Annotated in this window: 26 protein-coding genes; 13 read left to right on the plus strand and 13 right to left on the minus strand. The window is 37.6% G+C overall.

Features of this window, described 5'->3' with window-relative positions; genetic code table 11:
* Positions 1-12: 12 nt before the first annotated feature.
* Positions 13-1,629: an asparagine synthase B gene (gene asnB, locus ACKGJN_RS00310; RefSeq protein WP_409537428.1), complete on the minus strand. Its 1,617-nt coding sequence runs from the start codon at positions 1,627-1,629 to the stop codon at positions 13-15.
* A gap of 303 nt (positions 1,630-1,932) precedes the next feature.
* Between asnB and ACKGJN_RS00315 the strand changes: the two genes are divergently transcribed.
* Positions 1,933-2,499, plus strand: a complete 567-nt coding sequence (locus ACKGJN_RS00315; RefSeq protein WP_409537429.1) for a DUF2911 domain-containing protein — start codon at positions 1,933-1,935, stop codon at positions 2,497-2,499.
* A 104-nt stretch (positions 2,500-2,603) separates the two neighbouring features.
* Here ACKGJN_RS00315 and ACKGJN_RS00320 read toward each other — a convergent pair whose 3' ends face one another.
* Positions 2,604-3,236, minus strand: a complete 633-nt coding sequence (locus tag ACKGJN_RS00320; RefSeq protein ID WP_409537430.1) for a 7-carboxy-7-deazaguanine synthase QueE — start codon at positions 3,234-3,236, stop codon at positions 2,604-2,606.
* Positions 3,237-3,414: 178 nt separating this feature from the next.
* Between ACKGJN_RS00320 and ACKGJN_RS00325 the strand changes: the two genes are divergently transcribed.
* The 9 genes from ACKGJN_RS00325 to ACKGJN_RS00365 all read left to right on the plus strand — a co-directional run bounded on the left by ACKGJN_RS00325 (position 3,415) and on the right by ACKGJN_RS00365 (position 11,270).
* Positions 3,415-4,713: a D-alanyl-D-alanine carboxypeptidase/D-alanyl-D-alanine-endopeptidase gene (locus tag ACKGJN_RS00325; protein ID WP_409537431.1), complete on the plus strand. Its 1,299-nt coding sequence runs from the start codon at positions 3,415-3,417 to the stop codon at positions 4,711-4,713.
* A 71-nt stretch (positions 4,714-4,784) separates the two neighbouring features.
* The gene (locus ACKGJN_RS00330; RefSeq protein ID WP_409537432.1) at positions 4,785-5,843 is read left to right on the plus strand and encodes a S66 peptidase family protein; all 1,059 of its coding nucleotides are present in this window, start codon (positions 4,785-4,787) and stop codon (positions 5,841-5,843) included.
* Positions 5,844-6,009: 166 nt separating this feature from the next.
* Positions 6,010-7,536, plus strand: a complete 1,527-nt coding sequence (locus ACKGJN_RS00335) for a helicase HerA-like domain-containing protein (protein WP_409537433.1) — start codon at positions 6,010-6,012, stop codon at positions 7,534-7,536.
* A gap of 18 nt (positions 7,537-7,554) precedes the next feature.
* The gene (locus ACKGJN_RS00340; protein WP_409537434.1) at positions 7,555-8,103 is read left to right on the plus strand and encodes a hypothetical protein; all 549 of its coding nucleotides are present in this window, start codon (positions 7,555-7,557) and stop codon (positions 8,101-8,103) included.
* Positions 8,104-8,187: 84 nt separating this feature from the next.
* Positions 8,188-8,397, plus strand: a complete 210-nt coding sequence (locus tag ACKGJN_RS00345; RefSeq protein ID WP_409537436.1) for a hypothetical protein — start codon at positions 8,188-8,190, stop codon at positions 8,395-8,397.
* A 93-nt stretch (positions 8,398-8,490) separates the two neighbouring features.
* Positions 8,491-9,327, plus strand: coding sequence for a 23S rRNA pseudouridine(2604) synthase RluF (gene rluF, locus ACKGJN_RS00350; protein WP_409537437.1), 837 nt, complete (start codon positions 8,491-8,493; stop codon positions 9,325-9,327).
* Between the two features lie 69 nt (positions 9,328-9,396).
* Entirely contained in the window at positions 9,397-9,825 is a 429-nt protein-coding gene (locus ACKGJN_RS00355) for a VOC family protein (protein WP_409537438.1), read from the plus strand.
* Positions 9,826-9,833: 8 nt separating this feature from the next.
* A complete protein-coding gene (locus ACKGJN_RS00360; protein WP_409537439.1) occupies positions 9,834-10,847 on the plus strand; it encodes an AI-2E family transporter in 1,014 nt (337 codons plus the stop codon).
* A 27-nt stretch (positions 10,848-10,874) separates the two neighbouring features.
* Complete coding sequence (locus tag ACKGJN_RS00365) at positions 10,875-11,270, plus strand: YkvA family protein (protein WP_409537440.1); 396 nt, start codon at positions 10,875-10,877, stop codon at positions 11,268-11,270.
* Between the two features lie 84 nt (positions 11,271-11,354).
* Here the strand turns inward: ACKGJN_RS00365 and ACKGJN_RS00370 are convergent, their stop codons facing one another.
* The 3 genes from ACKGJN_RS00370 to argS all read right to left on the minus strand — a co-directional run bounded on the left by ACKGJN_RS00370 (position 11,355) and on the right by argS (position 15,576).
* Entirely contained in the window at positions 11,355-12,239 is an 885-nt protein-coding gene (locus tag ACKGJN_RS00370) for a bifunctional 5,10-methylenetetrahydrofolate dehydrogenase/5,10-methenyltetrahydrofolate cyclohydrolase (RefSeq protein WP_409537441.1), read from the minus strand.
* Positions 12,240-12,322: 83 nt separating this feature from the next.
* On the minus strand, positions 12,323-13,651 hold the full coding sequence (ffh, locus tag ACKGJN_RS00375) for a signal recognition particle protein (RefSeq protein ID WP_409537442.1): 1,329 nt from the start codon (positions 13,649-13,651) through the stop codon (positions 12,323-12,325).
* A 140-nt stretch (positions 13,652-13,791) separates the two neighbouring features.
* On the minus strand, positions 13,792-15,576 hold the full coding sequence (gene argS / locus ACKGJN_RS00380) for an arginine--tRNA ligase (protein ID WP_409537443.1): 1,785 nt from the start codon (positions 15,574-15,576) through the stop codon (positions 13,792-13,794).
* A 109-nt stretch (positions 15,577-15,685) separates the two neighbouring features.
* Here argS and ACKGJN_RS00385 point away from each other — a divergent pair, with 109 nt between their 5' ends.
* On the plus strand, positions 15,686-16,114 hold the full coding sequence (locus ACKGJN_RS00385) for a hypothetical protein (RefSeq protein WP_409537444.1): 429 nt from the start codon (positions 15,686-15,688) through the stop codon (positions 16,112-16,114).
* A gap of 106 nt (positions 16,115-16,220) precedes the next feature.
* A complete protein-coding gene (locus tag ACKGJN_RS00390) occupies positions 16,221-16,853 on the plus strand; it encodes a MarC family protein (RefSeq protein WP_409537445.1) in 633 nt (210 codons plus the stop codon).
* 8 nt (positions 16,854-16,861) lie between these two features.
* Here ACKGJN_RS00390 and ACKGJN_RS00395 read toward each other — a convergent pair whose 3' ends face one another.
* On the minus strand, positions 16,862-17,065 hold the full coding sequence (locus ACKGJN_RS00395; protein ID WP_409537446.1) for a hypothetical protein: 204 nt from the start codon (positions 17,063-17,065) through the stop codon (positions 16,862-16,864).
* Between the two features lie 72 nt (positions 17,066-17,137).
* On the opposite strand from ACKGJN_RS00395, the gene ACKGJN_RS00400 reads away from it, so the two are divergent.
* Positions 17,138-18,574, plus strand: coding sequence for an SDR family oxidoreductase (locus ACKGJN_RS00400; RefSeq protein WP_409537447.1), 1,437 nt, complete (start codon positions 17,138-17,140; stop codon positions 18,572-18,574).
* 124 nt (positions 18,575-18,698) lie between these two features.
* Here ACKGJN_RS00400 and ctlX read toward each other — a convergent pair whose 3' ends face one another.
* From ctlX to carA, 7 genes are all read right to left on the minus strand, one after another.
* Positions 18,699-19,631 carry a citrulline utilization hydrolase CtlX gene (gene ctlX / locus ACKGJN_RS00405; RefSeq protein ID WP_409537448.1) on the minus strand — a complete coding sequence of 311 codons (933 nt, stop codon included), beginning with the start codon at positions 19,629-19,631 and terminating at the stop codon, positions 18,699-18,701.
* A 4-nt stretch (positions 19,632-19,635) separates the two neighbouring features.
* On the minus strand, positions 19,636-20,550 hold the full coding sequence (locus ACKGJN_RS00410; protein ID WP_409537449.1) for a dimethylarginine dimethylaminohydrolase family protein: 915 nt from the start codon (positions 20,548-20,550) through the stop codon (positions 19,636-19,638).
* A gap of 146 nt (positions 20,551-20,696) precedes the next feature.
* Positions 20,697-21,980 carry a citrate synthase gene (locus tag ACKGJN_RS00415; RefSeq protein WP_409537450.1) on the minus strand — a complete coding sequence of 428 codons (1,284 nt, stop codon included), beginning with the start codon at positions 21,978-21,980 and terminating at the stop codon, positions 20,697-20,699.
* A 246-nt stretch (positions 21,981-22,226) separates the two neighbouring features.
* Entirely contained in the window at positions 22,227-23,513 is a 1,287-nt protein-coding gene (gene eno / locus ACKGJN_RS00420) for a phosphopyruvate hydratase (protein ID WP_409537451.1), read from the minus strand.
* Between the two features lie 132 nt (positions 23,514-23,645).
* Entirely contained in the window at positions 23,646-24,314 is a 669-nt protein-coding gene (locus ACKGJN_RS00425) for a hypothetical protein (protein WP_409537452.1), read from the minus strand.
* On the minus strand, positions 24,296-24,832 hold the full coding sequence (locus tag ACKGJN_RS00430; RefSeq protein ID WP_409537453.1) for a hypothetical protein: 537 nt from the start codon (positions 24,830-24,832) through the stop codon (positions 24,296-24,298). Before ACKGJN_RS00430 ends, ACKGJN_RS00425 begins: the two co-directional genes overlap by 19 nt.
* Before the next feature lie 122 nt (positions 24,833-24,954).
* On the minus strand, positions 24,955-26,067 hold the full coding sequence (gene carA / locus ACKGJN_RS00435; RefSeq protein WP_409537454.1) for a glutamine-hydrolyzing carbamoyl-phosphate synthase small subunit: 1,113 nt from the start codon (positions 26,065-26,067) through the stop codon (positions 24,955-24,957).
* Positions 26,068-26,211 lie beyond the last annotated feature (144 nt).

Below are 26,211 nucleotides of genomic sequence, written 5' to 3' on the forward strand. Positions count from 1 at the left end.
TACTTCGGCTTTTTAATTCGTCAACCCTACACCTGAAAGGCTGTTTTTAGCGATATGTGTGGAATTAGCCCTTCCGCTGGGATCTTTATCTTCCTGCCATTTTGGGGTCCATGTTTTAACAGAATTTGCCGCACTTTCCTGTGGAAAAAATCCTTGAAAAATTTCCCTGTAAAAATAAGCTTCTTTGGTTTTTGGAGTGTTAACAGGATATTTGGAGGAAGCAGTATCTAACTCTACATCACTCACTTTTGATGATGCATAAGCTATCAACCCATCTATCCAGCTATATCCAACTCCATCACTAAATTGCTCCTTTTGTCTCCATAAGACCTCATCGGGTAAAAAAGGAGTTTCAGGTGTATCAAATGCCTTTCTCAAAATATACTTTTCTATCCCGGAATGGGTTACTGGCATTTTATGCTCCGGGGCGATCTCCATGGCGGTCTTTAAAAAAGCTTTGTCCAAAAATGGAACCCTAGCCTCTATTCCATGGGCCATCGTAGATTTATCGGCCCTTAAACAATCTGCGGTAGATAATCGTCTCACTCTTCTTATGGTTTCTTTTTGAAAGGCTTCTGCAGATGGTGCATTTTTAAAGTATAAATAACCACCAAAAATCTCATCGGCTCCTTCTCCCGAAAGCACCACTTTAATCCCTTTTTCAGCAATAGCTTTTGAAAGGAAATACATAGGAGTACTTGCCCTAATGGAAGTAACATCATAGGTTTCCAAATGCCAGATAAGTTTTTTGATTATTTCGATTCCTTCCTCAACAGTGAAGTGAATTTCGTGATGTTCGGTTTTAAGGAACTTGGCAACTTTTCTTGCCGCGATCAAATCCGGAGCATCCGCGTCAAGCCCGATGGAGAAAGAATGAAGTTTTTTTCCCTGCCCCTTCAAAACCCTTGCGGCGATGGAAGAAGTTAGGGAAGAGTCCAATCCTCCGCTCAATAATACCCCTAAAGGAACATCGGCCATCAACCGCTTTTTTGTGGCTTCTACAAGTGCCTCTCTAAGCTTTTTGAGATCTGCTTCCTTCTTACATTTTTCATCCCGATACCATTCCGGCTTGAAATATTGAACAAAACCGGTAGCAGGTGTGTAATAATACCCAGGAGGGAAAGCTTCAAAACTAACACATTGATCTGCCAGAACTTTCATCTCACTTGCAAACCACAAGGCCCCCTCCTTATCTTTACCATAATATAAAGGCTTTACCCCGATTGGATCACGGGCAGCGATAAAATCCTTCCCGTCTACTACTACAAAGGCAAAATCCCCATCTAGTTTTTCAAGGAAACCATATCCGTATTTTTCATATAAATGGACAATAACTTCTGAATCCCCTGTTGTTCTGAAGGTGTGGTCTTTCAATTCATTCTCTTTAAGAGATTGGTAGTTATATATTTCCCCATTATGGATCATCCAGGCTGTTGAAGTTCCCTGAATTGGTTGTATTCCGGTATTAATATCCATAATGGCCAGCCTTTCATGACTCAAAATCGCTCCTGATTCTGTAATATGAAAATCACTTTCATCCGGGCCACGGTGACTCATCCTTTTCGATAACATCTTTAGGCTTTGCGCTTCGGCCTCTTTTTTTCCGATAATTGCTAAAATTCCGCACATAATAATTGCTTTTAATTGAAAGCCAAAAATGCTAATATTAATTTCATTATAAAACACAATAAATCATTTTAGTTATATTTATAAACTAAAAAACGCAATATAACAACCAATAGAAATTTAATAATAGCTAAAAATGCCTGAATACATTTCAAATGAAATTAGCTGCTTGAATTGCTCATATAAAAACATTGAAATCCCTATAGATAAAACTTCGAGTTTTAACATATTTTAAATACTTCATTAACATCTGTACAAAAGCCTAAACAGTACCTTTAGGCAGAATATTAAAAAATAAAAAGTATTATGAAACACCTATTTTTAATAGCATTAGTAGCAATGTTTTCATTTCAAAGCAATTCGTTCGCTCAGGAAACAGAAAAACCAAAAGAAATTCCAAATTTCTCAAAATTGGATGCCAGCCCAATGGATTTGGTAATTTATAAAAATCAGAATGACGAGGTAATCGCAAGAGTAATTTATAGCCGGCCACAAGCAAGAGATCGGGAAATTTTCGGAAAACTGGTACCTTACGGAGAGGTATGGCGCACAGGAGCCAATGAGTCTACTGAGCTTACATTATATAAAGATATGAAAGTTGGGGATGCAGAAGTTAAAGCAGGAACCTATTCCATATATACGGTTCCGCAGGAAAATGAATGGACTGTAATTTTAAACAACGATGTTCACACCTGGGGTGCATATTCTTATACCGATAAAAAAGATCAAGTTCGTATAAAAGTTCCTGTTAGAAATTCTCCTACAACTATCGAAGCCTTTTCTATGGCTTTTGTTCCAGGGGAAAATGGAGCCGATTTATTAATGGGCTGGGATAACAAATATGTTGAAATCCCTTTTAAAGCTATAAATTAAGAGGATTTATCGGTTTTTTGAAATAAAAATCTCGGGCAATTAAAATCCTTAATGAAGGATAAAAGCAGTTAAAAGTTCATTTGTTTGACTTTTAACTGCTTTTTTTATGGGATATTAAGATATTTATGGGTTTGAAGAGAGACTTTCCACCTGGGATTTTTCATAACGTAATCTACGATCAAGGGGATCATCTTATCTCTTTTACTCCATTCCGGCTGAAGATATAAAATACAATTTTCATTAACCTTATCCGCCTGTTCCTCTGCGAATTTAAGGTCATGTACGTTAAAAACAATCACCTTAAGTTCGTTGGCTACTTCGTATATTTCGGGTGTGGGCAATTTTATTTTCTTTGGAGAAAGGCATATCCAGTCCCAGGTACCAGTTAATTTATAGGCTCCGGAAGTTTCGATGTGAATTTGACAACCTTGTTTTTTAAGCAATTGGGTTAAAGGACCCATATCCCAGGTTAAAGGCTCTCCACCTGTGACCACAATAGTTTTACTGTACTCAACAGCTTGTTCAATTATTTCGCCTATAGCGGTTGGAGGATGCAGGTCTGCATTCCAGCTTTCTTTAACATCACACCAGTGGCATCCTACATCACAGCCTCCTATCCTAATAAAATAAGCTGCCGTTCCCTTATGAAATCCTTCCCCCTGAATGGTATAAAAAGCCTCCATTAAAGGCAGCATGATTCCCTCATCCACCAATGCCTGTTTCTCTTGTGTAATCATAGCGTGCAAAGATAAGGAAACTTAAAGACCCACATCATACTATAATCAAATTTAGGAAAGCCCTTAAAAAGTTCATCTTATCCCGAAATAGCCTCCTGAAGATTCAAAATTTTCCTTTAATTTGAAAGGATCTATAAAACCAGTATTTCAAAAGAAGCTGTTTAACAAATACCCCGGAATGAAAAACCTGTTTATTATATTATTTTCCAGTTTATTTTTGATATCCTGTTCTTCTGCGAAAAAATTAAACCGGCAATTAAACCAACAGTTTAAGGCTGAAGTTTTTGTGCAAAGTTTCACCGGTTTTATGATTTACGATCCCGTGAAGAAAAAAACACTCTATGATTTTAATTCTCAGAAATATTTCACTCCCGCCTCCAACATCAAATTGCTCACTTTTTACGCCGGATTAAAAGTGTTGGAAGATTCCATTCCGGCATTGAAATACGTGGTGAAAAATGATTCCCTGGTTTTTTGGGGAACCGGAGATCCTTCATTTTTATATTCAGAATTACCGGAATCCAAAGTTTTAAGCTTTCTGAAAAACAGAAAAGAAAATTTATATTATCTCCCTCCTGTTTTTACCGAAGAACATTTTGGACCCGGATGGGCCTGGGACGATTACAACGCTTATTATTCTGTGGAACGATCTGCATTTCCTATTTATGGAAATTATGCGGTTTTTGAATTTTTCCCGGGAGATTCAATTCCTGTGAGTTTACCTGGAAGTTTCAAAAGAAATTTAATACCCGGTCAGGAAAATTCAAACCGCATTCGAAGGTCCCTGGAAAAAAACACATTTCTATACAAGCCCTTTACAGGATCCGAAGGTTTTACCCAAATTGTTCCCTTCAAAACTTCAGATGAATTATTTGCGGAATTGCTAAGCGATACGCTCCAAAAACCTATTGAGATCCTTAAAATAAGGCCGGAAGATCTTTCTGAGACAAAAACTGTTTTCAGCATAGCTTCAGACAGTCTTTACAAACAAATGCTGCAACAAAGCGATAATTTTTTGGCTGAGCAAACCCTGCTTATGGTTGCCGGAAAAATTTCAGACAGCCTAAAAACCGATATCGCCATTTCTCATATCCTGGAGCAACACTTAAATGATCTCCCGGATAAACCCAACTGGGTAGATGGATCCGGATTGTCCAGGTATAATCTTATCACTCCCCGCAATATGGTTTTCCTATTGCAGGAAATTGCTGAAATTGTACCTTCCCAAAGGCTATTTTCACTTTTGCCCGCCGGAGGAAGATCCGGCACCCTCCAAAACTCATATTTGGCCAAGGAACCGTACATTTTCTCAAAAACAGGAACTTTAAGGAACAATCACGCTTTAAGCGGATTCCTGAAAACCAAAAGCGGAAAGATTTTGATATTCAGCTTTATGAATAATAATTACCCGAATTCTTCGGCAGAAATTAAAAAACAAATGGAGATTATTCTGAAAGGTATTCATGAAAATTATTGATATTTCAAGTCTGTGTTGAAAGCACTTCCAATAATTAAGGCACCTATATTTCAAATAAAAAACAGCGAAAAATGCAAAGAAGAAATTTTTTAAGAAACATTGGAGTGGGCGGATTGTCAATATCACTATCCTCTTTTATATCGCCTGGCGGATTCTCTTCAATTCCCACTGAGAGTTCCAATTCACTTTTGCCAAACGGATTATCTATTGGCGACACCATAGGAATTGTGAGCCCGGCATCGGCCATTTTTGAAACCGAGCCTTATGAGATTGCGGTTGAATCCTTTGAGGCCATGGGTTTAAAAGTGAAATTGGGTGAGTTTGTAAACAACAGGTTTGGACACCTTGGCGGAACGGATGAAGAACGGGCCAAGGAATTCAATGATATGTTTCGGGATCCGGAGGTAAACGCAGTGATAGCATTAAGAGGCGGTTCGGGGGCGGCAAGGATTCTGGATAAGATCGATTATGAGGCCATCGCAAAAAACCCAAAGATCTTTATTGGCTACAGTGATATTACCGCACTCCATTTAGCAATCTATGCCAAGACCGGGTTAGTAACTTTTCACGGGCCGCTTGCCGTTTCTACCTGGAATAAATTCAGCTATTCAATATTCAAACAAATTCTATTTGATAAACAGGCATTATTGCTTGAAAACCCCAAGGATACTGGCGATAATTTAACCCAGGTAACAAATAGAATAAGAACAATAACACCCGGAACAACACAGGGAGTTTTGCTTGGAGGAAACCTCTCTGTATTAACCGGAATTATGGGATCTGAATATTTTCCTTCTCAATGGGAAAATAAGATCCTGTATCTTGAAGATATAGGAGAACAAATTTATGCGGTAGACAGAATGATGACCCAATTGAAACTTGGGGGAGTCCTGGATAAAATTTCCGGATTTGTATTTGGAAAATGTACCAGTTGTGATCCGGGATCGGGATATGGATCTTTCACACTGGAAGAAGTGATAGACCATTATATCAAGCCACTGAATATCCCGGCGTATTCCGGAGCTATGTTTGGGCATATAAGCGATAACTCCACGATTCCAAATGGTTTACGGGCTGAGATCAACGCTGATAACGGAACCATACAAATGCTTGCTCCTGCGGTAAGCTAATATTGAAAAACGTGCTTTTTAGCTATAAAAAGTTTCACGTTCATTAAAAAAACATGGAGAACATACTTCGCTTTTATTCAACAAACTATGATGTCTTAACTCAAAAATCTGCTGAAATTAGAAAAACACATCCATTCAATTCCCAATTTTTTGATAACTTAGTAATATGAAAGACCACCAAAAGTTTATAGAACATATTCAAAAAGGCTATACCACAAAAGGAGATTTTATACACATGGGTGCAGCGATGCTGGAAGGATTGACTTTTCCCGAGGCCGCGGTAAAAATCCCATTAAAAACATTAAACCGGCATGGTCTTATTGCCGGGGCAACAGGAACCGGAAAGACAAAAACCCTGCAAATCCTTGCTGAAAATTTATCGGAAAAAGGTATTCCTGTTTTGATGATGGATATTAAAGGGGATTTAAGCGGTATTGCGATGCCAGCTAAGGAAAATGAAAAATTAACAGCCCGCCACAAAGCAATTGGTTTTGATTTTGAACCTATGGCATCCCCGGTGGAAATGATGAGCTTATCACAGCAGCCCGGGGTTCGCCTTCGGGCTACCGCCAGTGAATTTGGCCCGGTCCTTTTATCCCGGATCCTGGATCTTTCAGATGTACAAACCGGAATTCTTGCAATTATATTTAAATATTGCGACGATAATCATTTGCCTTTGCTGGATTTAAAAGATCTAAAAAAGATCGTCCTCTTTGCAACAGATCAGGGAAAAGAGGAATTTGAAGAGAGCTACGGCAGGATGTCTAAAGCATCTACCGGAACCATTCTGCGGAAAATAGTCGCTCTTGAACAACAGGGAGCCGATTTATTTTTTGGAGAACCTTCATTTGATGTTCTGGATCTTGTTGGAAAAACTTCGGAAGGAAAAGGATATGTAAATATTATAAGGCTGAATGACATTCAGGAAAAACCAAAATTGTTCTCCACTTTTATGTTGAGTTTGCTGGCTGAAATTTATACCACTTTTCCTGAAAAAGGAGATAGTGACAAGCCGGAATTAGTACTGTTTATTGATGAGGCACATCTAATTTTCAAAGAGGCTTCAGGAGCATTGATGGATCAATTGGAAAGTGTCATAAAACTCATTCGCTCCAAAGGAATTGGTATATTTTTCGTCACCCAAAATCCAACCGATGTACCAAAGGAAATATTGAGTCAGTTAGGGTTAAAAATTCAGCATAGTCTAAGGGCCTTTACCGCAAATGATCGAAAAGCAATAAAATTAACCGCAGAAAATTATCCAATATCTGAATTTTATGATACCAAAACCGTGCTTACCTCGTTAGGAATAGGCGAAGCACTTATTTCGGTTTTAGACGAAAAAGGACGCCCTACTCCACTTGCTGCAACTATGATGAGAGCTCCCGGTAGCAGGATGGACATTTTATCACCAGAGGAATTAACCAAAATTATTAGCAATTCTTCCTTAGCGGCCAAATACAATAAAAATATAGACCGGGAAAGCGCTTATGAAATACTCGAACATAAAATAGAACGGGCTGAAAAGGAAGATGCCAGGGAAAAAGCAAAAGAAGAAAGGGAAAAAGTAAAACGTACTTCATCCAGAACTTCCGGAAGAAGCAGAAAAAGACAGGATCCAATTATTAAGGTTTTAACCAGCGCTACATTTATAAGAGGCGTAATGAGCATATTAAACAAAGCATTTAAATAAAGCCCAGGCAATAAAAGCATGAAAAAAATAAGTATTCTACTAATAACAATCGTTTTTATAATTGGTTGTAATCGGAATTCAGATCCATTTCTAATCGACAATACAAGGGTAGGCCAACTCACCAAGGAAATTAGGATCAATCAGCTGGACTCTATTTTCTCCAATGATTCTATAGTAAGAAATATCTCAGGAAATGAATTTCTAAATTCCACCAATAATATAGAAATCTATGATAAAGATGGCTCGCCGCTACTTATTCTGGAACCGGTGCAACAATTTGATACCACAAGTACAATTGGGTATATTCAGATTTTGGATCCCAGGTATGAAACCATTAAAGGTTTAAATATAAACAGCACCTTTGGCGATGTGGTAGAGAAATACAAGATTTCCAGAATTGAAAATACTTTGAATTCAGCTGTGATATTTATAGATGAATTGAATTTATATCTCACCATAGATAAGCGGGAATTACCTTCCAGTTTAAGATATGATACGGATACCCGGATTTCGGCTTCTCAAATACCGGATAATGCGAAAATCAAATATTTTATGATTAGCTGGTAATTCTGCTCATGTTTAAGAAATGTTAATGTAAATGTTGGTTGAATTTCTTTGGTTACCTTTACATCCTAACCAATAATTTACAGTATGATTAAGATTTTAGCAGTTATAATGTTAATAGGAGGTGCCATATCCTTAGTAATGGGCGTTCTTGGAATCTTTGGAAGTTTAGCTTTAGCGATAAGCCCCTGGCCATTGGCGATTTTGGGATTTGTATTTTTTATAGCTGGAATATCCATGCTGAAATACAGAAAAGATACAGATGAAGTGGCCGTAGATAATAAAAAAACAGAATAAATTTACTTTGGGGTAGCAAGTATATTTTTAAGAACAACCAAAAAAATGGTCTACTTATCTTTATATTTGCTACCCTACTTTATTTAAAAAAAAATGCAACTCACCCGTATAAATAAATATCTAAGCGAAGCCGGTTTCTGTTCAAGACGTGAAGCTGACAAATTAATTGAGCAGGGACGAGTAACTATAAACGAAAACATCCCGGAGATGGGAACCAAAGTAGCAGAAAATGATGTTGTAAAAGTGGATGGGAAAACCATTATTAATCAGGATGAAAAACCTGTTTATCTTGCATTTAATAAACCTGTAGGTATTGTTTGCACCACAGACACGGGTGTTGAAAAAGACAACATTATAGACTACATAAACTATCCAAAACGTATTTTCCCAATAGGAAGACTTGATAAGGCCAGCGAAGGTCTTATTTTCTTAACAGATGATGGGGACATTGTAAACAAAATTCTGCGCGCCAGGAATAATCACGAAAAGGAATATATCGTCACCGTAAGCAGGCCCTTAACCTCCAATTTTCTTCAACGAATGAGCATGGGAGTTCCTATATTGGATACTATGACTAAAAAATGCGAGGTCGAGCGTTTGGGAAAATTTGATTTCAAAATCGTTCTCACACAGGGATTGAACAGGCAAATTAGAAGAATGTGTGAATATTTGGGATATGAAGTTATAAACCTGAAACGCACAAGGATCATGAATGTTATTTTAGACACTCCAACCGGCGAATGGCGCGATTTAACCGCCCAGGAATTAAAAACCTTAAATTCCATGGTTTCAGATTCTGAAAAAATAGAAAAACCTGTTCAAAAGGCTGAATCGCCCGAAAGGTCTAAAACTCAGGAAAAAAATGAGCCTAGAAGATCATTTAAAAATACTGAGAAACCTCGAGCCGGATCAAAAAAAAATAAATCTTAACAGATAATTGGCACTAAATAGCCATTATATCTTTATAATTTTATAACAAACTAAAAACGAATTGATCATATGACTAATAAAGTTCAGCCATTTCACCTGGCAATTCCTGTTTTGGACTTAGAGACCAACCGAAGTTTTTACCGGGACACACTGGGCTGTACTGAAGGCAGAAGTAGTGATCATTGGGTTGATTTCAATTTTTTTGGACATCAGTTGGTGATCCACGTTCAGGAACCAGCTCCTACTTCGACTCACAAAGGAAATATAGTAGATGGAAAAGATGTTCCAATCCCACATTTTGGTGTTGTATTGGAATGGGATGTGTTTCAGGATTTTTCAGAAAAACTGAAAGGGAAAAATATTGAATTTGTAATTGAGCCCTACATTCGTTTTAAAGGTAAAACAGGTGAGCAGGCAACTATGTTTTTTAAAGACCCGTCTGGTAATGCATTAGAATTTAAAGCTTTTAAAAACATTGACCAACTTTTCGCAAAATAAGATTATAGATGGATAGACTAAAACCCTCTTTAGTACGCCAGCTTTTCGTGCTGATGTTAATTATCTTTTTAGGGCTTTTAATATTTAAGGAAATCATTCCTTACTTTTCCGGTGTTCTGGGAGCAATCACATTATATGTTATTTTAAAAAAATGGATGGGAAAACTTCTGGCAAGGGGATGGAACAGATCTCTGGCGGCCGCTTTATTAATGATAGTATCCTTCATTGGAATTTTGATCCCCATCTCGTTGATTGTTTTTATGCTTTCATCTAAAATTGGGAAAGCGGTAGTAAATTCAGAAAAGGTAATTAGAGCTATCAAGGGTCAAACAAATAAAGTTGAAGAATATTTTGGGTACAACCTCAGCAAAAGTATCGATAGTTCTGCCATAACAGAGTGGGTATCTACAAATCTACAGAGTTTGGCCGGCGGGACCTTTAATGCTTTTATCGCGATAGGTATCATGTATTTTATGCTTTATTACATGTTGATCAATAAAGAAAAAATGAAGGAATTGCTTAATACGTACATTCCATTAAACGATGAAAACATTAAACGCGTAGGAGTAGAAAGCGATATTTCGGTTCGTTCCAATGCCCTGGGAATTCCCCTGGTAGCATTAATTCAAGGGGTAATCGCATTGATTGGTTATCTTATCTTTGGAGTGCCGGATCCTTTTTTCTGGTTTGTAATTACCGCTGTTGGCTCTATGATACCGTTTATTGGAACGGCTATTGGAATAATTCCGGTTACCTTGCTTTTGTTATCTCAAGGACAAAACTGGCAGGCCATCGCGATTTTGATCTATGGATTTGTAGTAGTAGGTTCCACCGATAACCTGGTACGCTTGTATATTTTAGAAAGGCTCTCCAGCGTTCACCCATTGATCACACTATTTGGAGTGGTTGTTGGAGTACCTCTTTTTGGATTTATTGGACTGATTTTTGGCCCTCTTTTAATATCGCTTTTCCTGTTGATCCTTAAAATATACAAAACAGAATATGGAAATGACACTTTATAAAATTAACCATTAAAAAAACACACAACTATGTTTGGCAAAAAATCTAAATTAATAGACGAGGAATATGTAAGTGGTGAAATCACTAAAATAAATGAAGATGACGTAGAAGTGGCTATGAGCAGCCAGGAAGCTATCGCTGATAAAATTGTTAATTCAAGTGTATTAAAAAAATATACAGAGCTTGGCAAGGTTATGTTTGGGATGCTGAAGGATTACCGTAAAGGAATTTATACCAATGTTCCCTGGTTTACAATTGCAGCGATCGCATTTGCTTTTCTTTATATTTTGAATCCACTTGACATAATTCCCGATTTTATTCCTGGAATAGGATATATAGACGATTTTGCTGTATTTACGTTCGGACTGAAATTTATTGAATCTGATCTACACAAATATCTTGATTGGAAACTGGAGGAAGAGTAATTTTTTTTCCTGAAAACAAAGAAATAAAATTAAAGTAAAAAGCCGCAAAATGCGGCTTTTTACTTTTTAAATATCAATCGAATTTTATATTTTCCCTCTGTGATTTTCGCGTGCCAACAGTGTGTTTTTAAGCAACATAGAAACCGTCATTGGCCCAACCCCACCAGGTACCGGTGTGATATACGATGCTCTTTTACTTACATTATCAAAATCTACATCGCCTTTTAAAACATATCCTCTTTCTGCGTTTTCATCTGGCACTCTCGTTATCCCAACATCGATTACAACGGCATCATCCTTAATCATTTCGGCTTTTAGAAAATCGGGGATACCTACGGCGATGATAATAATATCGGCCTGGGATGTAATTTGGGTAATATTCTTTGTGAACTCATGAGTAAGAGTGACCGTTGAATTGCCTGGGAAACCACTTCTTCCCATTAGAATGCTCATTGGGCGTCCAACGATATGGCTACGTCCTATTACCACCGTATGTTTCCCTTTTGTAGGAATATCATACCGCTCCAGCAATTCCAAAATCCCAAACGGTGTAGCCGGTATAAAAGAACTCATATCCAGCGACATTTTCCCGAAATTGGTTGGATGAAAACCATCTACATCCTTTTCAGGATCTACCGCCATCAAAACTTTTTGTGTGTCTATTTGCGGGGGAAGCGGTAACTGAACTATGAACCCATCAATATCATCATTTTCGTTGAGTTCTTTAATTTTCGCCATCAATTCCAGTTCGCTTATGGTAGATGACATTCTATATAAGGAAGATTCAAAACCAACTTTCTTACAGGCCTGAACTTTGCTATTCACATAGGTTAAACTTGCTCCATCGCTTCCTACAATTATAGCGGCCAGATGTGGGATTTTTTCGCCCCGTTGTTTCATTTTTGTAACCTCTACAGCAATTTCATCTTTAATATCGTTGCTTGTTTTTTTACCATCCAGAATTATCATTTCAGTAATCGGTATTATAATTAGTTAGCTATCAAGGTAAGTTGATCTTTTTTTGAATTCATCAATCGGGCATTTGAGGATATTTATTTCATTCCCTTCATCATCTGCATCATCTTTCTTCCGCCACCCCCTTGCATCATCTTCATCATTTTTCCCATCTGGCCAAATTGCTTTAATAATTGATTCACCTGCTGAACCGATGTTCCTGAACCTGTTGCAATTCTTTTCTTTCTGGATGCGTTTATAAGAGTAGGAGTACTTCGCTCTGCCTGGGTCATTGAATAAATAATCGCTTCTACATGTTTAAATGCATCATCATCAATATCAACATCTTTCAGCATTTTACCTGCACCCGGGATCATTCCCATAAGGTCTTTCATAGACCCCATTTTCTTTATTTGATGTAATTGAGTAAGAAAATCGTCAAAACCAAATTGATCTTTAGCAATTTTCTTCTGAAGTTTTCTTGCTTCCTCTTCATCATATTGTTCCTGTGCGCGTTCTACAAGGGAAACCACATCCCCCATTCCAAGAATCCTGTCGGCCATACGGGAAGGATAGAAAACGTCTATCGCATCCATTTTTTCACCGGTACCAATGAACTTTATCGGTTTTTTTACAACCGATTTAATGGAAATAGCTGCACCACCACGGGTATCACCATCAAGTTTTGTAAGAATTACCCCATCAAAATTCAGGCGGTCATTAAAGGCTTTCGCGGTGTTCACCGCATCCTGACCAGTCATGGAATCTACAACAAACAAGGTTTCATTTGGTTTGATCGCGGAATGGATATTTGCGATCTCTGTCATCATAGCTTCATCTACCGCCAAACGACCTGCGGTATCTATAATTACCACGTCATGCCCGTTTTGCTTTGCAAATGCGATTGCCGCCTGAGAAATATTAACAGGATCCTGATTTCCTTCATCACTAAATACCGCTACTCCTATTTGTTCACCAACTATTTGTAACTGATTTATCGCTGCCGGTCTGTAAACATCACAGGCAACCAATAAAGGATTTTTAGTTTTTTTGGTTTTGAGATAATTCGCCAGTTTTCCAGAAAATGTGGTTTTACCACTCCCCTGTAAACCTGCCATTAAAATCACTGAAGGCTTTCCTGAAAGATCGATCCCTGCAGCCTCGCCTCCCATCAATTCGGTAAGCTCGTCTTTTACGAGTTTTACCATCATTTGTCCCGGCTTCAAGGCTGTCAAAACATCCTGTCCCATTGCTTTTTCCTTTACCGTGGTGGTAAATTCTTTAGCAATTTTATAATTCACATCGGCATCAACAAGTGCCCTGCGAACTTCCTTTAAGGTTTCCGCTACGTTTACTTCCGTGATCTGGCCATGTCCCTTAAGGATGTGTAAGGCATTATCTAACTTATCGCTTAAACTATCGAACATAATTCTACTTCTTATTTAAGTTGACCGCCCTTTCCCGGCGGTTTGCAAATTTAATGATTTGATACTGAAGTGAAAAGTTTTATTTTCGGTATTCTGTATGTTTCCCCTTCCGTTTTCCCCCTTCAGGGGTTAGGGGGCTTTTACATTCGCTCCGGAACCTGGATCCCTAATAATCCAAATGATGATTTAATGACGTCCCCTACTATTTTTGACAACTGCACCCTGATTTTTTTTTCAACTTCATTATCGGTTCCCAGAATAGTCACATTCTGATAAAATGAATTGAATTCCCTAACCAAATCGTATGTGAAATTAGCAATCAATGCCGGACTGTGATTTTCTGAAGCCAGCTGGATCATTTCAGGATATAACTGGATTTGCTTAATAAGTTCCTTCTCCTTTTCGTGTAATTGATACGTTACAGGAATAATGAGTTCTTCAGAATAATCAAAATCTGCTTTTCTAAGAATAGATTGAATACGGGCATAGGTATATTGTATGAATGGACCCGTATTTCCCTGAAAATCTACCGATTCTTCCGGATTAAAGAGAATTCGTTTTTTAGGATCCACTTTCAAAATATAATACTTCAAAGCTCCCAACCCAATCATTTTATGCAGTTCCGCCTTTTCCTCTTCTGAATATTCATCCAACTTGCCAAGTTCTTCTGAAATAGCTTTTGCGGTAAGGGTCATTTGCTCCATCAACTCATCGGCATCTACCACGGTTCCTTCCCTGCTTTTCATCTTCCCTGATGGCAGATCCACCATCCCGTAACTTAGATGAACCAGGTAATTCGCCCAATTAAATCCAAGTTTTTTCAGAATTAAGAACAGGACTTTAAAATGATAATCCTGCTCGTTTCCAACGGTATAAACCATACCATCTATATCAAAATCTTTTACCCGTTGAATCGCTGTACCTATATCCTGCGTCATATAAACCGCGGTACCGTCACTACGCAACACTATTTTTTCGTCCAGCCCTTCATCAGTAAGATCTATCCAAACGCTTCCATCATCTTTCCTGTAGAAAACGCCTTTTTCAATTCCCTGTGCAACAACATCCTTCCCTAGTAAATACGTATCGCTTTCGTAGTAATTTTTATCAAAATCAACTCCAAGGTTGCTATAGGTTTCTTCAAACCCACTGTAAACCCATTGATTCATTTTTTCCCACAAAGCGATCACTTCAGGATCTCCGGCTTCCCATTTAAGAAGCATTTGTTGTGCTTCTTTAATAATTGACGCTTCCGCTTTTGCTTCATCCTCAGTTTTTCCCTGAGCAATTAATTCTGAAATTTGCTTTTTATATTCCTGGTCGAATTTTACATAGTAATTTCCAACCAGCTTATCCCCTTTTAGTCCCGTAGATCCTGGTGTTTCTCCATTTCCAAATCGCTCCCATGCCAGCATGGACTTACAAATATGGATTCCACGATCGTTTATTATTTGGGTTTTATAAATCTTATTTCCCGCAGCCTTCAAAATTTCGGCTACAGAAAACCCTAAAAGGTTATTCCTAACATGACCAAGATGCAAAGGCTTATTGGTGTTTGGGGAAGAATACTCCACCATGATAGTTTTAGAATTTTCAGAAAAATCAAGCTTTCCAAAATCCTTCTGATTTTTTATCTCATTAAAAAAATTCAAATAGAAGGTATCGCTTAAAACAAGGTTTAAAAACCCCTGAACGACATTGAACTTTTCAACTTCGGAAACATTTTCAACCAGAAATTCTCCAATACTTTGCCCTAACTGTACCGGGCTTGTTTTTACCTGTCGCAGCATGGGAAATGTCACCAAAGTTATATCTCCTTCAAAATCTTTGCGGGTAGGCTGAAATTCAAACTGTTCTATTTCTACATCGTAAATCTTTTCAAGTGCATTTTTAACCGCTTGTTCAATGGTTTTTTGAATATTCATTTTAGATATTTTAACCTTTTTTCAGACTTAATAAGGGGCAAAGATAATGGAAAATACGGGCAAGCGATAGTCCTTTAGTCCCAAATCCTTATCTTTATAAAAAAATGTTATGCTACTGAATATAAGTTACAATCAGCCAAAAATCCGCGAAAAAATCAATGCTGAAGTGGGTGCTCCTTTCACCCTTTTGCAACGCTTCAAATTAAATGGAATAGGTTCTCCAAAACTCCACATTACTACTATGAGCATCGATATACATAATTTAATGGTTTTGGACCAGAACATCAATACATGCAATGTGGAAATGCGTCCGAAGGGAATTATCGTGATGTTCCGGTCTTTATTGGAAACTTATGCATTGGTCATCCCTTATTATAAATTGAACCTTTATAAAGGAAAAGCAGAAGAATATTCGATCTACAAAGATCATTATTTCATTAAAGTAAAAGCAGATGATGCCGGAATTCACAAATACTTTAAAAAAATTCTTGATTATAAAAGTGACAATGCTCCAACCCAGGTGGAGGACATGCAGTAACACTAATTTCACGGTAGGCAGATTTATCAGGTGTTTAATTGACACAAGCTTAATTTATGGATAAACACCGGAAAGCTTTGCTAACGTTCCTTTGCTGCAAAAAAGAATGGAATTATTTATCTATGTTTTTGCTGCGCTCTTTTCTGTTATTAATCCATTGGGAACGGTTCCTATTTTTGTGGGACTTACAAAGGATGATACCTCTGTAGAACGGTCCAAAACATCCCTTCTTACATCGATTAACATTTTTGTAATCCTTGTGATCTCCTTTTTCACCGGTCGATATTTGCTTCAATTTTTTGGCATAAGCATTGAATCTTTAAGAATCGCCGGGGGACTTATTATCGTAACTTCAGGATTTGCATTGCTAACAGGATCCTTTTCAAAACATAAAGGAATGGATAAGCAGCGCGTAAAAGACGATGCTTATCAGCGGGAAGGAGTTTCTCTGACACCACTGGCAATCCCTATGCTGGCAGGCCCGGGCTCAATTTCTTTGTTAATTGGAATGTATCAGGAATATGGGGCTTTTTATGAAAGGATCATCACAGTTCTGGCTATTTTTGCAGTTTGCCTGGCAACCTTTGGCGTTCTAAAAAGCTCCCATTATATAGTGAGAATACTAGGAGCTTCCGGAATTAACGCAATTTCCAGGATAATAGGATTTATTGTAATCGCAATTGGGATAGAGTATATCAGCTCGTCCATAATAATGGTTTTAGCGAGCGCTTTAAATTAAATCTTTGTTTACCTTTTTCCGAAGGCAACTCCTCCAACTAATGCCAAAATACCCAGTACGATCATTGCGTAAGACTGCGTTTTATCGCCTTGAGCTTCAATCTTTAGAGGCCCGGCTTCCATTAGTACTTCCGGAGTTATTAAGGTATATAATCCATAGCCTACCAAGGCTACTCCAGCAACTAATAAAACTATCTTAAGGGTGTTGTTCATTTTGTTTAAAATTTATTAATTTAAGTGAAAGTAGACAATTTATTCTTAAATTATGAACTATTAAAATATTCTATGAGAATTTTACTTACCGGTGCCAATGGCTACATTGGATTAAGACTTTTACCTCAACTAATAGAACTTGGTCACGAAGTAGTTTGTGCTGTAAGGAACAAAAACAGATTATCTGCTAACAAAGAATTGCTTTCAAAAATAGAAATAGTTGAAATAGATTTTCTTGAACTTCCTGATGAAACACCCGATGCGATTAAAAATATTGATGCAGCATATTATTTGATCCATTCCATGTCCGGTTCTATGGAAGATTTTGATGAACAGGAAGCAGAATCGGCTCAAAATTTCAATAAGCTGATGGCAGAAACTTCGGTAAAGCAGGTGATTTATCTTAGCGGAATTGTAAATGAAGAAAAACTTTCCAGGCATCTTCAATCCAGGAAAAGGGTGGAGGAAATTTTATATCAGGGTGATTTCAAACTAACGGTTCTAAGAGCAGCTATCATTGTGGGTTCCGGAAGTGCTTCCTTTGAGATCATCAGGGATCTCTGTGAGAAATTACCAATAATGATCACTCCCAAATGGGTAAACACAAAATGCCAGCCCACATCAATAAGAGATGTTCTACTCTTTCTTACCGGGGTGCTTGGGAATGAAAAATGCTATAATAATTCTTTTGATATTGGAGGCCCCGACGTGCTTTCGTATAAACAGATGATGCAGCAATATGCTGAAGTTAGGGATTTAAAATTATACATTCTGGATGTTCCCATAATGTCTCCAAAACTATCTTCTTACTGGCTGTATTTTGTCACCTCCACCTCCTATAAACTTGCTGTAAACCTTGTAAACAGCATGAAAGTAGAAGTGATTTCCAATGATAAGCGGCTTGAGGAAATTTTAGACCTTCATCCCATTTCCTATAAAGAGGCAATCAAACTGGCATTTTATAAAATTGAACAAAACCAGGTCATTTCAAGCTGGAAAGACTCCATGAGTAGCGGCAGATTTCGCAAAGACCTTAATAAATACATCCAGGTACCTACCTTTGGCTGCTTAAAAGATGCGCAATCGATCAAGATTGAAAATCCGGAGGAAGTTCTTGAGCGAATTTGGACCATTGGCGGATTAACCGGCTGGTATTACGGAAACTGGCTATGGAAAGTACGCGGCTATCTTGATAAAGCTTTTGGAGGCGTAGGGCTTAGGCGCGGAAGAACGCATCCTTCTAAAATTAATGTGGGGGATTCCCTTGATTTCTGGAGGGTTTTACTTGCCGATAAAGAGCAAAAACGACTTTTGCTTTTTGCCGAAATGAAAGTTCCCGGAGAAGCCTGGCTTGAATTTGAAATCGATGACGAAAATGTGCTTCATCAAACTGCCACCTTTCGGCCTAAAGGAATTTGGGGCAGACTTTACTGGTATTCCATGCTCCCTTTTCATTATTTTATATTTGATGGAATGCTTAAAAGAATCGCTAAAGGCGATAAAAAGTAAGGCAAGGAGATTTAAAATCACCTTGCTTACATCAAAAAACCTCGATACAAGCATACGAGGTTTGTCCAGATAATTAGGAAAGAAAATATTTTAAAAATTGGCGGCAACCCTGAGCCGTTACTACCTATACCCTTGGCAGGAAAACTTCCGCCAACATGCAGCGAGCGCTTCCGCCTCCGCAGGTTTCAATAGTATTCAAATTTGAACTTAGGATCTCACAATATTTCTCTATGGCATTTATTTGACCTTTTGTCAAACTTTTACGAGCGGTATCGCTCATAACAAGATGTTTTTTGCCATTAGTCCCAAGAACCTGCAACATGTTACCTGCAAACTGCTGAATTTGAGCTTCGGTAATAGGAATAATCTCTTTCCCGTCCTCTTTTAAATGTTTTCTAACATTCTTTCTCTCCTTAACATCATCTATGCAATCCAGGCAAATTACCGCAAACTCTTCGGCTACACACATCATAACATTGGTATGATAAATAGCTTTCCGGTCTCCTGCTACATCCTGAAAGGCTTTAAAGACAACAGGAGTGTATTCAAAATCCTCACAAAACTCAATAAGCAAGTCTTCATCAGCTCTGGGAGACAAAGCACAATATGCTTTTCTATTAACTCTGTCCAGAATCAGACTTCCTGTACCTTCCAGGAAAATTTCTTCTTCTTCAGCTTGGGTATAATCCACAACCTCATCGATCTTAAAACCTCGACTTTCCAGAGCCTCAAAAAATTCCATGCGTCGTTCCTTTCTTCTGTTTTCTGCAAACATAGGATATATTGCAACTCTTCCATCATTATGAAAAGAAACCCAGTTATTTGGAAAAATGGAATCCGGAGTATCCAGTTCTTTTTTATCATTTACAACGATTACATTCACTCCTACTGCTTCCAGTTTTTCCACAAAAGCATCAAACTCCTCCTGTGCCTTTTTATTGATTTCTTCCTGCTTTAGCTGAAGATCTTCCTGGAAATAATTGTTTACCGCGGTTTGTTCATTCATTCTAAAAGCCACCGGGCGTACCATCAATACACTGTTTGTTGTTTGTTCCATCTTTTTATTCTCTTATTAGTGGCAATGTTGAACATCGTAAAAGTCCTTCCTGTTTAGAAATTTCGGCATAAGGAACTTCCTCTACCTTAATACCCTGTTGGCGCAACCAGGTATTCAATCGGGTAAAATTCTTTTCTGAAATTACAACTTCTTCTGAAATTGAAAAAATATTGGAATTCATGTTATACATTTCATCCCGGGTTATTTCAAAAATATTTTCCTTTCCGAAGAGATTCACCAACCATTCATATTCTTCTTCAATTAAAAATCCGCCTTTATAAATAATCGCTTTATCCTTCCCTACCGGCTGAAAGCAGCAATCCAGATGCAAGGCATTTTCCCTGGCTTCGGTATTTGATTTTCTAAGGCTAAAGGAAACGACCTTCTTTTTAGGGAATAGTTCCTGAAGTGCTACTACCGCTTCCATATTTGTGCGTGCAGTTATAAATTCCTTATAATCATCTCCTTTGTAGGTACCAACAAGGATATAATCTTTATATGGCATTACATCTCCCCCTTCAATATGGGCATCTTCGGGTAAGGTAATTACATTCTCCGGAGCAATTTGTTCGATGACGTGATTGATAGCTTCAATTTCTTCATCCCTATCCGGTAAAATATTGGCTTTTATAAATTTATCTTCAATCACAAAAGCGATATCCCGGGCAAAGATTTGGTTATAATCTTCAATAAGTTTAGGCCTGAAGACCTGAACATTATATTTTTCAAGAACAGCAGCTACAGCCTCCATTTCAAGAACCATATCCTCTTCTTTAGGATAGGTACCGGATTTTATGAATTCCGCCGATTTAGGATCATAAGCTTCCTCAAGTTTAGGCACCGGTCCAACATTCTTGGCAGTGCCTAACACTACCGCCTTTAAAGGGGCGGTTTCACTTGTTATATTTAATTTCAACATTGCTGTCTCTCATTTTTTGCAAATATAAAAAAAGCTCCGCTGGAAAAGTATGTTTTAATCTAAATTGAAGCGTCTATTTTTAGCATTTTTCAATAAAAAAAAGCCCCATTATAAAATGAAGCTTTCGTTTAGTACAAAATGATTTTTTATCTGTTATCCAATTGCTTAAAACCACGAAGATTTTCGCCTATATAAACCTGGCGAGGTCTTCCAATAGGTTCTTTGCCTAAGCGCATTTCTTTCCATTGAGCGATCCAACCTGGTAATCTTCCAACTGCGAACATTACTGTAAACATTTCTGTGGGAATTCCCATCGCGCGATAAATAATACCTGAATAGAAATCTACGTTTGGATATAATTTACGCTCTACAAAATAAGGATCTTCCAGGGCTGTTTTTTCAAGAGCTTTTGCTATATCAAGAATTGGATCCTCGACACCTAGCGCTTCCAATACTTCATCTGCAGACTTTTTAATAATCTTGGCGCGGGGATCAAAGTTTTTGTAAACCCTATGCCCAAAGCCCATCAATCTAAATGGATCCTCTTTATCTTTTGCTTTTGCTATAAATTTAGAAGTATCTCCTCCGTCATTTTGAATTTCTTCAAGCATTTCTATAACTGCCTGGTTTGCTCCTCCGTGAAGTGGACCCCACAATGCAGAAACTCCGGCAGATATTGAGGCAAATAAACCGGCCTGAGAAGAACCTACCAATCTAACTGCAGATGTAGAACAGTTTTGTTCGTGATCTGCATGAAGGATCAATAATTTATCCAATGCATCTACAATGGTTTGATCTTGTATATATTCCTCTCCTGGCTTTTCAAACATCATTTTTAAAAGACTTTCCACATAACCAAGACTTGTATCACGATTGTTTAAGGGTTGATCATTTCTTTTTCGTAAAGTCCAGGCTGCAAGGGTAGGAAATTTAGCCAATATCTTAACGATAGCCTTATACATATCCTCCTCAGAATCTACATTGACAGATTTTGGATTAAAAGCTATGAGTGCACTTGTCAAGGAAGATAACATCCCCATTGGATGGGCAGAGGAAGGAAAGCCATTAATGACTTTCTGCATATCCTCATTCACTTCACTTTGATCTATTATATCTTTTTTGAATTTATCTAATTGTTGCTTATTAGGTAGTTCTTCAAAAATCAACAGATATACAACCTCAAGGAAATCTGCCTTTTCCGCAAGTTCCTCAATCGAATATCCTCTATACCGAAGGATTCCTTTTTCTCCATCCAGGAAAGTGATAGCACTTTCACAACTACCCGTGTTTTTAAATCCCGGGTCAAGTGTTATTGCTCCTGTTTCTCCTCTTAAACTCTTAATATCAATGGCAACTTCATTTTCTGTTCCAATGGTTACCGGGAATTCATATTTCTTCCCATCTATCTCTATCGTAGCAACTTTTGACATATTGTTATTATTACTTTTTGGTGATTAATCTAATACTGCTAAAATACAAAAATTCGTTCGAAAACACTGCTATATGGGGTGTTCAATTTTAGCTAAAAGTGTAATAAAAGTAGTTTTTACAATTAAATTTATCAATAAATAAATAGAACCTGAGTTTTTTCCGAAATACGTAATTCAACAGGAATTGTTTTAAACGACAAAAGCCTCTCTAGATTAGAGAGGCTTTTATAGAACTTTAATATTTTTTTATATTTTAAAAGCGTTCTCCTGCGGAAAATACCCCACGCTACCTAGTTCTTCTTCAATTCTCAATAACTGATTGTACTTGGCCATACGGTCACTTCTGGAAGCCGATCCTGTTTTGATTTGACCTGTGTTTAAAGCAACAGCAAGATCGGCAATAATGCTATCTTCAGTTTCTCCCGAACGATGAGAGATCACAGAGGTATATCCGGCATTTTTTGCCATATTAACAGCCGCAATTGTTTCGCTTATGGTACCTATTTGATTAAGTTTTATAAGAATTGAATTTCCTATACCTTCCCTTATTCCTCTTCCTAGTCGCTCAACATTGGTAACAAATAAATCATCTCCCACCAACTGAACTTTATCCCCAATCTTTTCGGTTAAATATTTCCATCCATCCCAGTCATTTTCATCCATTCCATCTTCAATGGAGATGATAGGATATTTGGAAGCCAATTCAGCAAGATAATCTGCCTGGTCTTCACTACTTCTTATTTTACCTGAAGCACCTTCAAATTTGGAATAATCATATTTTCCATTTTCATAAAATTCTGCTGCAGCACAATCCAAAGCGATCATCACTTCATCTCCACCTTTATAACCCGCATTTTTAATGGCAAGCAAAATTGTATCAAGAGCATCTTCAGTTCCATCTAAGGTAGGAGCAAACCCGCCTTCATCCCCAACTGCAGTACTCAAACCTCTATCGTGAAGCACTTTTTTAAGATTATGGAATATTTCGGTACCCATTTTTAGCGCATGGGTAAAATTCTTTGCCTTTACGGGCATGATCATAAATTCCTGAAACGCAATAGGAGCATCACTGTGGGAACCTCCATTTATAATGTTCATCATAGGCACAGGAAGCGTGTTTGCGCTAACTCCACCAAGATATCTGTACAATGGCATATTCAATTCATTGGCAGCCGCTTTTGCAACAGCCATGGAAACACCAAGAATGGCATTAGCCCCTAAATTTGCTTTATTTGGAGTGCCATCCAATTCGATCATTGCCTGATCGATTATATTTTGATCGAAAACCGAATATCCCAATAGTTCTTCTGCCAGGATGGTATTCACATTCTCTACCGCTTTTAATACTCCTTTCCCCATATAATCACTTCCTCCGTCACGCAGCTCTACAGCTTCATGTTCGCCTGTTGAAGCACCGGAAGGCACTGCTGCTCTTCCAAGGATACCATTCTCTGTTGTTACATCTACTTCAACGGTAGGATTACCTCTTGAGTCAAAAATTTGACGGGCGTGAACATTGATTATTACACTCATAATTATTTATTTATTATTATTTTCTAAAACAGATAGCAATATACGAATACAAGTGTTGATTAACCAGTAAAATAGCAGGTTTTGGCGTAAATTTATACGAAAACGATTTCGAAAACTGGGTTCCAAAAAGGACTATTTTGCGAATACATCCCAGTAAAACCGAAGTCCTAAGCCAATTGTGGAACTGTTTGAAATAGTTGTCCTGATGTTATATTCTGAAAAATCCAGTTTTTGAAAAGCTTCATCAGTATTTAAAAACGTGTAATGAACTGCTAAAGTAAACCAGTAGGAATCTGTCTTTACTGCAAAGCCTTCCAAGGCTATAGAAAAACTCCAGAAGGAAATTGGAACTGAAGTTTTTTGTCGTTCCTCGAGGCCATAATCTCCATTATTCAACAAAACAAAATAATCTCCCTTTGCTTTAACTTGTCCAATATGATATTTCGGAGAAATAATAAGAAAGGCATCTTCCCTCCCAAATTTCAATTTTGGCGAAATGGTAAGTAAAGATCCATTAAAACTTTTTTCGAGCCGCTGCAAAGATTGTGCATTTGGATCTATAGGATTTAAGATGTCTTGTTCATTTAATGCTCCAAAGTACAAATCATAGCCAATTTCAGGAGCAAAGAATTTCCACTGGTAAACCTGTGCCCCAACATTAAAATTACCTATAGAATTATTGCTGAAACCTGTATTCCTGTAATATTCAAATCCAGCGTAAACTACAGGGTGATTTTGAGCCCCTGCATTTAAGCTGCTTGCCAGAAAAAGAATGAATATAATTAATTTGATAACAGCCATCCTAATCTAAGGCCAATTATTGGAGAGAAAAAAGAACTACCAGATTCGTTAAAACCGTAACCTGCTCCTAAATTTAGGTCTAATTTAAATCCGATTCCATAATAACGTTGTAAGCCCCAAACCGGCCCGATAACTCCAAAATAATCTTCATTGTACTCGAGGTCTCCAATGATGGGTTTTCCAAACTGGACAGCTCCGCTTAACGCAATATAATTAGCGCTATTATTGCCAATATCCTTCTCTTTTTCCAGACGTTTTTGCAAATTATAGTAATAGCGGTATTGCACATTAAGTATTGGGTATATACCAAAACCTTCACCGATGTAGCTATTCTTTCTATAAGCTAAACCTGTCCCTGCCCGTAAATCTAAAGTAGTGGTGTTTGTAAGTCCATATTCATACTCCAACCCCGGCGTTAAGATATTTACCGATAATAATCCATTTTCAACTGAAGCTTGGTCTTGTGCATTGATAGAAAATGAGAAAAGGCCAAAACCTAGTAGTAGAAATTTTTTCATTTATGAATTTTGTAAGGTTTTGATGAATTTGAGGCTGCAATATAGATTAAAATCAGTTTTAACAAAAGAAAAGCCCAAAATCTTTAAATTTTGGGCTTTTATCAATTTTTAATAGAAAATATTTAAGCTTTTGCACCTTTTATTCTATCCATAAATTCATCAAAAAGATAGGCCGCATCATGCGGTCCCGGACTAGCCTCCGGGTGATATTGCACTGAAAAACAGTTCTTGTTTTTCATCCTCATTCCTCCAATGGTGTTATCATTTAAACAAATATGGGTGATCTCAAAATCGAAATGAGCGGCAGTTTCCTTCTCATCTACCGAGAATCCGTGATTTTGTGATGTAATTTCACCTTTTCCGGTTAAAAGATTTTTAACCGGGTGATTGATCCCTCGATGTCCATGATGCATTTTATAAGTTGAAATCCCATTTGCTAAAGCGATAACCTGGTGTCCAAGACAAATTCCAAATAGGGGTTGATCATTTTCCAAAATGATCTTTGTCAATTCAATAGCTTCAGAAAGGGGTTTTGGATCACCAGGTCCATTGGATAGAAAATATCCATCTGGATTCCAGCTACTCATTTCCTCATAGGTCGCATTGTAAGGAAATACCTTTACATAGGCATCCCTTTCATCAAAATTACGCAGGATGTTCTTTTTAATTCCAATATCTAATGCAGCAATTTTATAGGATGCATTTTCATTTCCGTAGAAATAAGGCTCCTTTGCAGAAACTTTTGAAGCCAGTTCAAGACCGTTCATATCGGGCACTTTGGCTAATTCCTCTTTTAGACCGGAAATATTGTCAACATCTGTAGAGATAATGGCATTCATAGCTCCATGCTCCCTAATGTAGGTTACTAAAGCTCTTGTATCCACATCAGAAATTGCAAACAAATCATTTTTGTTCAAAAATTCTTCCAACGAATTATCTGCTGCCGGCCTTGAATAGTTATAACTAAAATTCTTACAAATCAAACCCGAGATCATCGGTTGATAAGATTCGTTTTCTTCCTCATTCACGCCATAGTTTCCAATATGCGCATTGGTCGTAACCATAAGCTGACCAAAGTAAGAAGGATCTGTGAATATTTCCTGATATCCGGTCATCCCGGTGTTGAAACAAACTTCTCCTACCGCACTTCCATCCTTATTTCCAACAGATTTCCCGTGGAATATTGTTCCATCTGCCAGTAATATTATTGCCTTTTTTCTTGTTTGATATTTCATCTGTATATTATATTGTTTTAGTGGACTCCAGATAGCTATCGGGAGTAACAACCATATTATAGTTTTCCTGTACGAGAAATTTTATTCTCACGGGTGTTTCATAGCTAGGCGTGTAAACTTTCTGAGGTTGTTGGATTTGCTAAC

The sequence above is a fragment of the Gillisia xinjiangensis genome, from assembly GCF_046298265.1.
GTDB lineage: Bacteria > Bacteroidota > Bacteroidia > Flavobacteriales > Flavobacteriaceae > Gillisia > Gillisia xinjiangensis.